Origin of the sequence: Caballeronia sp. BCC1704, from assembly GCF_902833455.1 — a bacterium.
GTDB lineage: Bacteria > Pseudomonadota > Gammaproteobacteria > Burkholderiales > Burkholderiaceae > Caballeronia.
The window spans coordinates 819,764-832,333 of record NZ_CADFFT010000001.1; the positions used below are offsets into that span (position 1 = coordinate 819,764).

General features: G+C 63.3%; 10 protein-coding genes. 1 reads left to right on the forward strand and 9 read right to left on the reverse strand.

Annotation, left to right across the window (positions count from 1 at the left end; translation table 11 throughout):
- Position 1 precedes the first annotated feature (1 nt).
- Positions 2–1,030 (reverse strand): glycine--tRNA ligase subunit alpha, encoded by a 1,029-nt coding sequence (glyQ, locus tag HWX53_RS03855; protein ID WP_175939512.1) that lies wholly within the window; start codon positions 1,028–1,030, stop codon positions 2–4.
- A gap of 329 nt (positions 1,031–1,359) precedes the next feature.
- Here glyQ and HWX53_RS03860 point away from each other — a divergent pair, with 329 nt between their 5' ends.
- Positions 1,360–3,261: a tetratricopeptide repeat protein gene (locus tag HWX53_RS03860; RefSeq protein WP_175939513.1), complete on the forward strand. Its 1,902-nt coding sequence runs from the start codon at positions 1,360–1,362 to the stop codon at positions 3,259–3,261.
- On the opposite strand, the gene HWX53_RS03865 is transcribed toward HWX53_RS03860, so the two are convergent.
- From HWX53_RS03865 to glpK, 8 genes are all read right to left on the reverse strand, one after another.
- Positions 3,255–3,716, reverse strand: a complete 462-nt coding sequence (locus HWX53_RS03865; protein ID WP_175938246.1) for a hypothetical protein — start codon at positions 3,714–3,716, stop codon at positions 3,255–3,257. The genes HWX53_RS03860 and HWX53_RS03865 overlap by 7 nt on opposite strands.
- A 467-nt stretch (positions 3,717–4,183) precedes the next feature.
- Positions 4,184–5,836, reverse strand: a complete 1,653-nt coding sequence (gene lnt, locus HWX53_RS03875; RefSeq protein ID WP_175939515.1) for an apolipoprotein N-acyltransferase — start codon at positions 5,834–5,836, stop codon at positions 4,184–4,186.
- Positions 5,837–5,902: 66 nt separating this feature from the next.
- Positions 5,903–6,808, reverse strand: coding sequence for a transporter associated domain-containing protein (locus tag HWX53_RS03880; RefSeq protein WP_175939516.1), 906 nt, complete (start codon positions 6,806–6,808; stop codon positions 5,903–5,905).
- Positions 6,809–6,998: 190 nt separating this feature from the next.
- On the reverse strand, positions 6,999–7,685 hold the full coding sequence (locus HWX53_RS03885; RefSeq protein WP_175939517.1) for a gamma-glutamylcyclotransferase: 687 nt from the start codon (positions 7,683–7,685) through the stop codon (positions 6,999–7,001).
- Positions 7,686–7,715: 30 nt separating this feature from the next.
- Positions 7,716–8,180 carry an rRNA maturation RNase YbeY gene (ybeY, locus tag HWX53_RS03890; protein ID WP_175939518.1) on the reverse strand — a complete coding sequence of 155 codons (465 nt, stop codon included), beginning with the start codon at positions 8,178–8,180 and terminating at the stop codon, positions 7,716–7,718.
- On the reverse strand, positions 8,177–9,292 hold the full coding sequence (locus tag HWX53_RS03895) for a PhoH family protein (protein ID WP_175939519.1): 1,116 nt from the start codon (positions 9,290–9,292) through the stop codon (positions 8,177–8,179). The genes ybeY and HWX53_RS03895 overlap by 4 nt, the downstream gene beginning before the upstream one ends.
- Before the next feature lie 33 nt (positions 9,293–9,325).
- A complete protein-coding gene (miaB, locus tag HWX53_RS03900) occupies positions 9,326–10,702 on the reverse strand; it encodes a tRNA (N6-isopentenyl adenosine(37)-C2)-methylthiotransferase MiaB (RefSeq protein WP_175939520.1) in 1,377 nt (458 codons plus the stop codon).
- Positions 10,703–10,885: 183 nt separating this feature from the next.
- On the reverse strand, positions 10,886–12,382 hold the full coding sequence (gene glpK, locus HWX53_RS03905; RefSeq protein ID WP_175939521.1) for a glycerol kinase GlpK: 1,497 nt from the start codon (positions 12,380–12,382) through the stop codon (positions 10,886–10,888).
- Positions 12,383–12,570: the final 188 nt, after the last annotated feature.

A 12,570-nucleotide genomic window follows, 5' to 3' on the forward strand; every position in this document is an offset into this window, starting at 1 on the left:
GTCAAACCTGATCGTTGTTGCGCGTTTCGCCCGGCGGCGCGCTTTCCACCTTCAGCGGCGGCGCCCAGGCCGGACGCGCGGCTTCCTGCTGATCGGTGACGAGCTCCGCGGCGGCGTGCACCGGATTGCCGAGCATCGGGAAGCCGAGACTTTCGCGGGAATCGTAGTAAGCCTGCGCGACGAGACGCGACAACGCCCGAATGCGGCCGATATACGCCGCGCGCTCGGTCACGGAAATGGCGCCGCGCGCATCGAGCAGATTGAACGTATGGCCGGCCTTCAGCACGAGTTCATAGGCGGGCAGCGCGAGCTTCGCCTCGATCATCTTCTTCGCTTCGGCTTCGTAGCTGTTGAAGAAGTTGAAGAGCAGATCGACGTTCGCGTGCTCGAAGTTGTAGGTGGACTGCTCGACTTCGTTCTGGTGATAGACGTCGCCGTAGGTCAGCCGGCGCAGCACCTTGCCGTTCGGGCCGTCTTCTTCCCACTCGGTCCAGACGAGGTCGTACACGTTCTCGACTTTCTGCAAATACATGGCGAGGCGTTCCAGGCCATACGTGATCTCGCCGAGCACCGGCTTGCAGTCGAGGCCGCCTACCTGCTGGAAGTACGTGAACTGCGTCACTTCCATGCCGTTGAGCCACACTTCCCAGCCGAGTCCCCATGCGCCGAGCGTCGGGTTCTCCCAATCGTCCTCGACGAAGCGCACGTCGTTCTGCTTCAGATCGAAGCCGAGTGCTTCGAGCGAGCCGAGATACAGGTCGAGGATGTTCTCAGGCGCGGGCTTGAGCACGACCTGATACTGATAGTAGTGCTGCAGGCGGTTGGGGTTCTCGCCGTAACGGCCGTCCTTCGGGCGGCGCGACGGCTGCACGTAGGCCGCGCGCCACGGCTCGGGACCGATCGCGCGCAGGAAGGTGTGCACGTGCGAGGTGCCCGCGCCGACTTCCATGTCGATGGGCTGGAGAAGCGCGCAGCCCTTGTCGTTCCAATAGGACTGCAGCGTCAGGATGATTTGCTGAAAGGTGAGCATGGTTGCTTTTTTCGGGGCGGACGCGGCGCGGCCATCGTCGAGACAGATGCGACTAACAGGCTCGGCCACATCGCTTAAACGCATGATTCTAGCGTATTGGCCGGGCGTGCAGCGTCGGCGGCGCGGGGATGACCGGGGCGTCTCGATTGGGCAAACTCGGGATTGGCTCTGAGGAAACTTGGGCATTGGTGTCATTGTGTAATGTTTCAGTACAGACGCCCGGTTTGAAGAATCGTCGTGTTAAAAAATCCAATCCGCGCGTCGTCACATTCGACTATCGCTGAGATGACGATCCGCCGACCAAGAACACGAATCGACAACCGCCGAAGATGCAAGACCAAAGTAGTTATCAGCAAGCGCTGGCGCATTACGAAGGCGGCCAGTTCGACCAGGCGCTGAAGGCGTTGGCGCCGCTTCTGGAACAGGATGCGGTCGATGCCGAAGTTCTGAACACAGCCGCGATCTGCGCGCTCAAACTCAATCGGGAAGAGGAAGCAGAAGCACTGTGGCAGAAGGCGCTTCGGGCTGAACCGAACTCCGTAGGCGTCCATTCGAACTACGCCATTCTCCTTTCCCGGCAAGGAAACTACGAAGCAGCGCAATCAGCCTACGAGCGGGCGCTGTCGATTAATCCCACGTTCGTGGAAGCCCGGTTCAACCTCGCGCTCCTCTTCGTTAGGCAGAAGCGGTGGCAGGAGGCCGAGATCGAGTTGTCCAGAGCGCTCGCTTTGCGCGACGATATCGCGGATGCCCACTTCCACCGTGGCGCGGCCCTGGAAGCGTTGGGTCGGCCACAGGAAGCGGCCGGTTCCTATGAGCGCGCGTACGCGCTCTGTCCGCAGAACCTATCGGCCCTTTTGGAACGTGCCAAGTTAGAACTGGCGCTGGAAAAGTGGGATTGCGCAGAGCAAGCCTATAGAGAAGCGGTGGCGCGCCTGCCCGACGTCGGCTGGCTGCGGTTCAGGCTCGGTCTGGCCCTGGAACAACAACACAAACTCGATGGCGCCGAGGCAGCATATCGCGAGGCTATTGCGTTAAGCCCGGAATTGGCCGAGGCGCATAACAACCTCGGAAACGTGCATCTTAGGCTGCGCCGTTTCACGGACGCATTGAGGTCGTTGGAAGCGGCGGCCCGCTTGCGCCCGAACGATGCTACGGTGCAGACCAATCTTGCCGGAGTAATGGTCGAATTGAAGCGGCTTCAAGAGGCAGAGGCACTGTATCGACAAGCGTTGACGCTCGAACCAGAGCACGCAACCGCCAGGTTTCACCTGTCATTGCTATTGCTTAGTCAGGGACGATACACCGAAGGTTGGCCGATGCACGAAGTCCGGTTCGATCCGCGTTTGCCAGGAGAGAAGACATTTCTGCCGCCTGTCGATTATCCCCAGTGGCAAGGGGAATCGCTGCTAGGCAAATCAATCGTGGTCCTCGTCGAGCAGGGCTTGGGCGATGGCGTTCAATTCAGCCGATACTTCCCGCTCATCGCGATGCGCGGCGCGTCCAAGCTCACGGTGGTCTGCGCACGACCGCTCATGCGCCTGTTCCAGCAAATGGAAAGCGTTAGCGAATGCATCGGTGTCGAGGCGTTTCATCGCCTGCCGCCTCACGATTTCTGGTGCTTCTCGATGAGCCTGCCGCTTTGCTTCGGAACCACCCTGGACACGATTCCCCGCGAGATGCCTTATCTCGCGCCGCTCGCGCAAGATGTGGAACGTTGGAAGCAACGCTTGCCGGCCGGCAAGCTCAGGGTCGGTCTTGTGTGGGCGGGAGATCCACGACTGCATAACCCGCTTCTGACCGAGGTCGATCAACGCCGTTCGATCGGTCTAAGGCGCTTTCTCCCAATTTTGGAGATCCCTTATATCGAATTCGTGAGTCTTCAGAAAGGAGACGCAAGCAGCGCGCAGTTGGGCGACTTGCCTGAAGAGCGGCGCCCATTGGACCTCATGCCTGAAGTACTCGACCTCGCCGATACGGCCGCGATCGTCTCTCTGCTCGACCTGATCATTGCAGTCGACACGTCTGTCGCGCACCTTGCAGGCGCGCTGAACAAGCCTGTGTGGATTCTGTCGCGCTTTGACGCCTGTTGGCGCTGGCTGCGCGACCGCGACGATTCGCCGTGGTATCCCTCAGCGCGGCTATTCCGGCAGGAGAGACCGGGCGACTGGGACGAGGTGATTCAGCGCGTCGGGCATGAACTGCGCGATTGGGCTGCCCGCGGTCATTGAACTTGCGGTCCGAGTGAGGCCTGCTTCGCGTCGTCGAGGTGCTTGTTCCAGGCTGCGCGGGCCTGCGCCACGTAGGACTCCACCGCGTGGCGCAACTTGTGCACCGCATCAACCGGACTGTCGAGTTCGCCCATCATGCGCCGGAAATACTGTGCCACGTGACTATCTGAATGGTAGTGATTGAACACGTTCTTGGGACCGGTCAGTCTGATGCATCCAAACAGCACCATGATGGCCGACTGTAGCGTGCCGTCCTCGCCGCCGTACTGACGATACACGTCGTCTTCGGGAAAGCCGCCCAACGCCAGGATGGCGGTCCGGCGAATGAGGAGACTGCTGATGATCATGTTGTTCATGATCTCGGCATGGTGCGCGAACCCGGAGAACCCGACGACGTTGGGCGGATATCCCACGAATGCCACGTTGAGCCGCACGACGTGTTGTTCCGGCGCCATCCGAAGCGTGCCGACCGCTCGAGCAAGGGCGCCGGGCAATATTCGTCATCGGCGTCGAGGAACGCGAGGAGCGGATGCGCAGCGTATTGGGCGCCGAGATTCCGCGCGCGTGCAGCCCCTCCGTTCGCCGGTGTTTGCAGCAGTTGAACACGTGCGTCAGTGAGTGCGATGCTTCTTGCGATATCTAGTGATGTGTCTTCCGAGCCATCATCGACGACTATGATCTGCGCAGCTTCCGGCTGCGCGAGGCAACTGTTGAGGGCACGAGCGAGCGTTGCCGCAGCGTTGAAGCATCGGATGACGATGGAAACTTCAGCGGGCGCAAGGGCTGCGTGCATGGTGGGACGGTTGGTTGATGGGCCGGATCGGCGCACAGTGTTTGAATTTTGTCTGACTCCGAACAGTGCGCGAGAAGGTCGATTAGAGCGGTGAAGGCGTCGTCGCCAAAAGGCCGACGCCTTCACCCGCTATTTTCTTCTCCTCGGCGCGAACGCAAACCCCACCGCCAGCAACAGCAGCGACACGACGATCACCGTCGCATTACCGCTCGTCACATACGGCGTGCGCCCCGACGTCCCCTGCACGCGCGCTTCGAGCACGCCGGTCGTGAAGGTCGGCAGCCGCGACACGACATCGCCGTTTGCCGCGATCACGGCGGTCATGCCCGTGTTCGTCGCTCGCAGCGTCGGCCGGCCGGTTTCGATCGAACGCATGCGCGCGATCTGCAAATGCTGATCGAGCGCGATGGTGTTGCCGAACCACGCGAGATTCGTCGAGTTGACGAGAATGCCCGCGGGCGTTTCCTGTTCGCGCAGCGTGCGCGCGATCTCTTCGCCGAAGATGTCCTCGTAGCAAACATCGACGGCGACCGGCTGGTTACGCACGAAGAACGCCTTTTGCACGACGGGGCCACGCGCGAGATCGCCGAGCGGAATGCCCATCAGGTTCACGAACCAGTGAAAGCCGAGCGGCACGAATTCGCCGAACGGCACGAGATGATGCTTGTCGTAGCGATACACATCGTTCACGCCCGGCGTGATGCCGAAGAGGCTGTTCGTGAAGTCGGTCGGGCGTCCGTTCGGCTGAATCGTGACGCCGATCGCGCCGAAAAGAATCGACGAATTCGTGCTGTCCGCGAAACTGCGGATTGCGCTCGCGAACGCCGGCGGCACCTGAACGGCCAGCACGGGCAGCGCGGTCTCCGGCGTGACGATCAGATCGGCCGGCTTCTCGGTGATGAGCCGCTTGTACAGCGCGAGCGATTCGTCGACGCCCGCCTGCTCGAACTTCATCTCCTGCTTTACATTGCCTTGAAGCAGACGCACGTCGAGCGGCGCGTTCGCGGGCGTCGTCCATTGCACGAGCGAGAGCAGCATGCCGGCGACGATCAGCGCAAGCGCCGTCAATGCGGGCGCCAGCGCGCGCCGCCGCATCCCGCGAAACGCGACCACCGCCTGCACGATGCACGCAGCCACGAGCGCGAGCACCCACGCGACGCCGTACACGCCGGCAATCGCGCCGAACCCGGAGAGCGGGCCGTCCACTTGCGCATAGCCGCTCGCGAGCCACGGAAAGCCGGTGAAGACGAGTCCGCGCAGCCATTCGCCGAGCGCCCAGGCGCTTGCGAACGCGAACGCGCCGTGCCAGGTTGGCGCAAAGCGCGGCGATGCGTCGATCTCGCGGGCGGTGGCAGCGTCTTCGTCGCCGAAGCGGGCGCGTCCCGCGACGAGCGACCAGACGAGGCTCGACAACGCCGGATACACCGCGAGATAAAGCGAAAACAGCGCGACCGCGGCGGCGGCGAGCGGCGCGGCCATGCCGCCGTAGTCGTGCATGCTCACATACAGCCACCAAACGCCCGTGACGAAGTTGCCGAAGCCGAAGGCCCAGCCGGTTGCCGCCGCGCTTTTCCAGCCGTTCGTGCGCGACAGCCACGCAAAGAAGCACGCGAAGATGACGAGTTCGATCCAGCCGCCGTGCGGCGTCGGCGCGAAAGACAGCGTGTTCGCCGCGCCGAGCACGGCGGCGACGAGGTAATGCCAGAACGGGAGGGCACGCGGCGCAGCGGAAGCTGTGACGTCGCGTTGACGCGAGAGGGAGCGAAACGGTGAATCGGCCATGGATTGCTAGGTCGGCGGAAGCGAAAGGGTGATTCTCGAAGCGGTGGGCGGCGCGCGCGCCGCCGGTCAGTCGCGCAGCTCGCTCTCGTCGTCGCCGGGCTGACGCGGTTGCTGCGTGAGATTGGGCACGCGCCGCACGAGCAGCACGTGAACCTGGCGGGCGTCGCCGCGAAGAATCTCGAACACGAAGTCGTCGATGCGCACCTTCTCGCCGCGATGCGGCACGCGCCCGAACCGGTGCGTGACGAGCCCGCCGATGGTGTCGACTTCCTCGTCGGAGAAGTCGGTGCCGAATTCTTCGTTGAACTGTTGAATGCCCGTCAGCGCGCGCACGCGGAACTTGCCGTCCGGCGATGCGATGATATTGCCGGTTTCCTCGTCGAAGTCGTATTCGTCCTCGATGTCGCCGACGATCTGCTCCAGCACGTCCTCGATGGTGATGAGGCCCGCGACGCCGCCGTATTCATCGACGACGATCGCAATGTGATTGCGGTTCACGCGGAAGTCGTGCAGCAGCACGTTGAGCCGCTTCGACTCGGGAATGAACACGGCGGGGCGCAGCATGCCGCGCACGTCGAACTCTTCCTCGGCGTAATAGCGCAGCAGGTCTTTCGCGAGCAGCACGCCGATGACGTTGTCGCGGTTGCCCTCGTACACCGGATAGCGCGAGTGCGCTTTTTCCAGCACGAAGGGAATGAATTCGGCGGGCGTTTCCGCGATGTTGATGGCGTCCATCTGGGCGCGCGGAATCATGATGTCGCGCGCGCAGAGATCGGACACCTGAAAGACGCCTTCGATCATCGAAAGCGAATCGGCGTCGAGCAGGTTGCGCTCGTGGGCGTCTTGCAGCACTTCGAGAAGCTCGTCGCGCGACTCGGGTTCGTGCGAGATGAAATCGGTCAGACGCTCGAGCAGCGAGCGTTTTTCCTGCGGTTTGTCGGCGTGGCGTCGACTGGGATAGGGTTCGTTCATAGCGGAGCGCCCGGGAAGACCCGGGCGCGAATTAACAGAAACTTAAGCATACACCAAGGTAAAACGCGGCCTGCGTGGTGCGGCGCGCTTAGCGAAACGCTCCACGATGCTAGCCGATCGATATGCAAAATAGGTGTCAGGCGGGCATCGTTAGCCGATCGGCCGACCCTCTCTTCGGCCCGCGAGAAGATCACTTGCCGCCCTGGCAACGTCGGAGCAGCGCCTCGAGCGCGCGGTCGCGCATGCCGCATTCACGCAAGGCTTCCACCGTGCGGCTCACGTAGTCGAGCGTGGTGCCGTATCGGCCGCTCGCACAGCCGAACACCGTGCGGATCACCGGATCGGCGAGCTTGCCTGTGTACGACGTGGCGTCGCGGCGCATGACGAACGCGAGCGCCTCGACGCGTCGTCCGTCGATGAGCGTGCACGGCAGCCATGCCGGACGATACGAGGCCATCGACATCTCGCGTCTCCACAGCACGTCGAGATGCGCTTCCGTGTCCGGGCCGCCGAGGCGAAACGCCATGCCGGTGCAGGAGCCGCCGCGATCCAGCGCGAGCACGAGCCCCGGCTGCTCCGGCGTGCCGCGATTCACGCGCGACCACAGATACAGCCCGCGATGATAGCCATGCACTTTGCCGCGCACGGCTTCGAGCGTCGGCAGGCCGGGATTCCAGATGAGCGAGCCATAGCCGAAGAGCCACAGGTCCGACGCGCGGTCCCAATGCGAAAGCGCCGCTTCGCGCGATGCGGCGAGTTCCTCATCGGTGAGAAGCGGCGTGTCGAGTAGCGCGGGCGGATAGTCCGGGCGAGGCTGCTGCGGATCGAGCGGCGGGCTCTCGATAGCGGGCGTGGACTCGGGTGTCTTGTCGTTCACGGTGCGGACGGGGCAGCGGATCGGCGAAAGTCAGACCAATGGCACGTACGGATCGGGGAAGCCGAGAGACTGCATGATATCCGTCTCGATGGATTCCATCTCTTGCGCTTCGCTTTCGACCTCGTGATCGTAGCCCTGCGCATGCAGCGTGCCGTGCACGATCAGATGCGCGTAGTGCGCGTCGAGCGGCTTGCCTTGCTCGCTGGCTTCCCTTTCGACCACCGGACAGCACAGAATCAGATCGCCCGAAACGGGGTCGTCCTCGGATTCCGCATATGCGAAGGTCAGCACGTTCGTCGCGTAATCCTTCTGCCGATACGTGCGATTCAGCATGCGGCCTTCTTCTTCGTCGACGAAGCGGACCGTCAACTCGGCGTCGGCAAAGAGCGACGCCTTGATCCAGCGGCCGACCGTCGCGCGGGACAACAGCGCCTTGTGCGACGGAAACGCCTTTGCAGCCGGGAACTGCAGGTTCAGCGTGAGGCTCGGCTTCATGCAGGTTTTTGCGACTGCTGGGCCGCGCGCGCTGCCTCGGCGAGCGCGGCGTCTTTTTGCGACTGCGCGTCGTAAGCCTCGACGATGCGCGCGACGAGCGGATGCCGCACCACGTCCGCCGACGTGAAATGCGTGATGGCGATGCCGCGCACTTCCGACAGCACGTGCTGCGCTTCGATCAGCCCGCTCTTGTGGCCGCGCGGCAGGTCCACCTGCGTCGTGTCGCCGGTCACGACCGCCTTCGAGCCGAAGCCGATACGCGTGAGGAACATCTTCATCTGCTCGGGCGTGGTGTTCTGCGCCTCGTCGAGAATGATGAACGCGTGGTTCAGCGTGCGGCCGCGCATGTAGGCGAGCGGCGCGATTTCGATCATCTGGCGCTCGAACATCTTCGCGGTCTTGTCGAAGCCGAGCAGATCATAGAGCGCGTCGTAGAGCGGGCGCAGATACGGATCGACCTTCTGCGCGAGATCGCCGGGCAGGAAGCCGAGCCGTTCGCCCGCCTCGACGGCTGGGCGCGTCAGCACGATGCGCTTGACCTGATCGCGCTCCAGCGCATCCACGGCGCAGGCGACGGCGAGATACGTCTTGCCCGTGCCGGCCGGCCCGATGCCGAACGTCACGTCGTGCGCGACGATCTGCTTCAGATACTGGCGCTGCATGGGCGTTCGGCCACGCAGGTCGGCGCGGCGCGTGTACAGCGTCGGGCCGTGATCTTCGTCCTCGCCGAGGTCCATCGTGGCGCTCGGCTCGTCGAACGGGTGATCCGGGTCGCCGCGGAAACGCGGGTCGTTCTGCCCGTCGTCCTCGCCGTTCTGGCCGGCTTCTTTCGCTAGCCGCGCCGCATGGCTTGCTTCGACGAGCGCGAGCTGAATATCGTCGACGGAAATCGGATCGCGGGCGCGGTTGTAGAAGTTTTCGAGCGCCGCGAGCGCGACTTTGGCGCCCCGGCCACGAATCGAGATCTTGTGCCCGCGTCGCGACAGCGTCACGTCGAGCGCCTGTTCGATCTGCCTCAGATTTTCGTCGAGCGGGCCGCAGAGGTTCGCGAGCCGCGCGTTGTCTTCGCGCGGAGCGGTGAATTCGAGATGCTGCTGGGGAGCGTTCTTCAAGGCGGGGTGGGTGTCCTGTCCGGTCTCGTAGGATTAATTGGCAAGCTCGGGGGCGGCCGTCTCGGGTGCGAGCACGAGCGCGCCGCGCAGCGAATGCGGATACGCGTGGTTGATCTCGACATCGATCATCTGGCCGATGAGTCGCGCATGCGAAGCGAGCGGCGCCGGGAAGTTGACGACGCGATTGTTCGCCGTGCGTCCGGCGAGCTCGCTCGGATCCTTGCGCGACGGACCTTCCACCAAAATGCGCTGCACAGTGCCGACCATCGAATTGCTGATTCTCACGACGTTTTCCTCGATCGTCGCCTGCAAGTGCTGCAAGCGCCTGAGCTTGACCTCGCGGGGCGTATCGTCATGCAGGTTTGCAGCCGGCGTGCCTGGTCGCGGGCTGTAGATGAACGAGAAGCTCGTGTCGTAACTCATTTCCTCGACGAGCGCCATCATCTTGGCAAAATCGTCCTCGGTTTCGCCGGGGAAACCGACGATAAAATCCGTCGACAGCGACAAATCCGGGCGAATTGCCCGCAGCCGGCGAATGACCGACTTGTATTCGAGCACGGTGTAGCCGCGTTTCATCGCCATCAGAATGCGGTCGGAGCCGTGCTGCACCGGCAAATGCAGGTGCGAAACGAGCTTCGGCACCTTCGCGTACGTGTCGATGAGGCGCTGCGTGAATTCCTTCGGGTGCGAAGTCGTGTAACGAATGCGTTCGATGCCCGGCACCTCCGCGACGTACTCGATGAGCGTCGCGAAGTCCGCGATTTCATGCGCGCCGGCCGTCAACGCGCCCCGGTAGGCGTTCACGTTCTGGCCGAGGAGCGTCACTTCGCGCACGCCCTGATCGGCGAGACCGGCGATTTCGGTCAGCACATCATCGAGCGGGCGCGACACTTCCTCGCCGCGCGTGTAAGGCACGACGCAATAGCTGCAGTATTTGCTGCACCCTTCCATGATCGAGACGAACGCGCTCGGACCCTCGACGCGCGCCGGCGGCAGATGATCGAACTTTTCGATTTCCGGAAAGGTGATGTCGACTTGCGCGCGGCCCGTGGCGCGCCGCTTGTCGATCATGGCCGGCAAGCGATGCAGCGTCTGCGGTCCGAAGACGATATCGACGTAAGGCGCGCGCGCCACGATCGACGCGCCTTCCTGACTCGCGACGCAACCGCCCACGCCGATCAGCAGGTTCGGATTCGCTTCCTTCAGTTCGCGCACGCGCCCCAGGTCGGAGAACACTTTCTCCTGTGCCTTTTCGCGCACGGAGCACGTATTGAAGAGAATGACGTCCGCGTCTTCGGGCGTGTCGGTCTTGACGAGTCCTTCAGCGGCACCGAGCACGTCGACCATTTTGTCGGAGTCGTACTCGTTCATCTGGCAGCCGAAGGTCTTTACGTAAACTTTCTTGGTCATGAATGGTCGCCGGTCGCAGTGGTTAACCTGGGGGCGTATTGAGAACGGATGGAATTGAGCGGTTTTTGCGCGAAACTGCGCTACTTTCGCTTGACGTTAGCCGCATATTATAGCCCGCAGCGCCTTGCGACGCTCGCCAGCCCGTTGAGTGGTGCCGGGCTGCGGTTAGGCGGTCGGCTTGCATCAGGCATCCGCCCAGGCCTTCGCTGCGGCGACCGCTCGCCGCCATCCGGCAAGACGCGGTTCGACGTCGGACGCCGGCATCGACGGTGTGAACCGCCTGTCCAACTGCCATTGCGCTTTCAGTTCGCCAAGGTCTTTCCAGTAGCCCACCGCGAGTCCGGCGAGATAGGCTGCGCCTAGCGCGGTGGTTTCCGCGACGCGCGGCCGCACCGTATCGACGCCTAGCATGTCGGCCTGAAACTGCATCAGCAAGTCGTTGGCGCACGCGCCCCCGTCCACACGCAACTGCGCGATGGGCATGCCCGAGTCGGCTTCCATGGCTCGCAACACGTCGAGCGACTGATACGCGATGGATTCGAGCGCCGCCCGCGCAATGTGGCTCGACGTTGTGCCGCGCGTGACGCCGAACAACGTTCCGCGCGCACGCGCGTTCCAGTGCGGCGCGCCAAGCCCGGCGAAGGCGGGGACGAGATACACGCCGTCGCTGTCGGGCACGGCGCGCGCAAGCGCTTCGACCTCGCTCGCGCTTCGGATGAGCCCGAGTCCGTCGCGCAGCCATTGCACGACTGCGCCGGCGATAAAGATGCTGCCCTCGAGCGCATAGTCGACGCGATCCCCGATCTGCCACGCAACTGTCGTCACCAGGTTGTTGCGCGACTCGATCGGTTTGTCGCCCGTATTCATGACGAGAAAGCAGCCCGTGCCGTACGTGTTCTTCACCATGCCGCTTTCCGTGCACATCTGGCCGAAGAGCGCGGCGTGCTGGTCCCCCGCGATGGACGCGATCGGGATTTCGGCGGCGAGAAAACTGCCGTGCGTGGTTCCGTACACTTCGGATGACGCGCGCACTTCGGGAAGCATGCTACGCGGAATGTCGAAGGCGTCGAGCAGCTCGTCGTCCCAGCGGCGCGCGTGTATGTCGAAGAGCATGGTGCGCGACGCGTTCGTGATGTCCGTGATGTGCATGCCCCGGCGCGTGAAGTTCCAGACGAGCCAGCTATCCACGGTTCCGAACGCGAGCCGCCCTTGCCTGGCTTTGTCCCGCGCGCCTTCGACGTTATCGAGAATCCAGCGGATTTTCGTTGCGGAGAAATAGGCGTCGATAGGCAGGCCGGTTTTGGCGCGGACCATCGGCTCGAGGCCGCGCGCCTTGAATTCATCGCAGAGCGCGGCGGTGCGGCGGTCCTGCCAGACGATCGCGTTGTACACCGGCTTGCCGGTCTCGCGATCCCAGACGATGGTGGTCTCGCGCTGATTGGTGATACCCAAAGCCGCGATCGACGATGCGCTCAGCCCCGCGCGCGTCACGGCTTCGGCCGCGACGCCCGCCTGAGTCGACCAGATTTCCTGCGGATCGTGCTCGACCCAGCCGGCACGGGGATAGATCTGCTGGAACTCCTTCTGAGCGACGGACACGATGTTCCCGCTCCTGTCGAACAGCATGGCGCGCGAGCTCGTCGTGCCCTGGTCGAGCGCGAGGACGATTTGATCCTGCATGGTCATCTCCGAGGTTGAGCGGGCATCCGCCATGCGAAGTCCGCATGCGCAATCTATCGGAGGCGCGGCGCGCGGACAACCTGGCCGAATGGCATAAGCAAAATGGACGGTCCATGCTCGCCGTGATTCGGCCTATGCCATTCGGCCGAGTGGCAACAACGCGGCGATCGTCCGATACTGGCGGCTCA

Excerpts from the sequence above, each read along its gene's own strand:
- glyQ (WP_175939512.1), bottom strand. The coding sequence starts at position 1,030 with ATGCTCACCTTTCAGCAAATCATCCTGACGCTGCAGTCCTATTGGAAC.
- HWX53_RS03860 (WP_175939513.1), top strand. The coding sequence starts at position 1,360 with ATGCAAGACCAAAGTAGTTATCAGCAAGCGCTGGCGCATTACGAAGGC.
- HWX53_RS03865 (WP_175938246.1), bottom strand. The coding sequence starts at position 3,716 with ATGGCGCCGGAACAACACGTCGTGCGGCTCAACGTGGCATTCGTGGGA.
- lnt (WP_175939515.1), bottom strand. The coding sequence starts at position 5,836 with ATGGCCGATTCACCGTTTCGCTCCCTCTCGCGTCAACGCGACGTCACA.
- HWX53_RS03880 (WP_175939516.1), bottom strand. The coding sequence starts at position 6,808 with ATGAACGAACCCTATCCCAGTCGACGCCACGCCGACAAACCGCAGGAA.
- ybeY (WP_175939518.1), bottom strand. The coding sequence starts at position 8,180 with ATGAAGCCGAGCCTCACGCTGAACCTGCAGTTCCCGGCTGCAAAGGCG.
- miaB (WP_175939520.1), bottom strand. The coding sequence starts at position 10,702 with ATGACCAAGAAAGTTTACGTAAAGACCTTCGGCTGCCAGATGAACGAG.
- glpK (WP_175939521.1), bottom strand. The coding sequence starts at position 12,382 with ATGCAGGATCAAATCGTCCTCGCGCTCGACCAGGGCACGACGAGCTCG.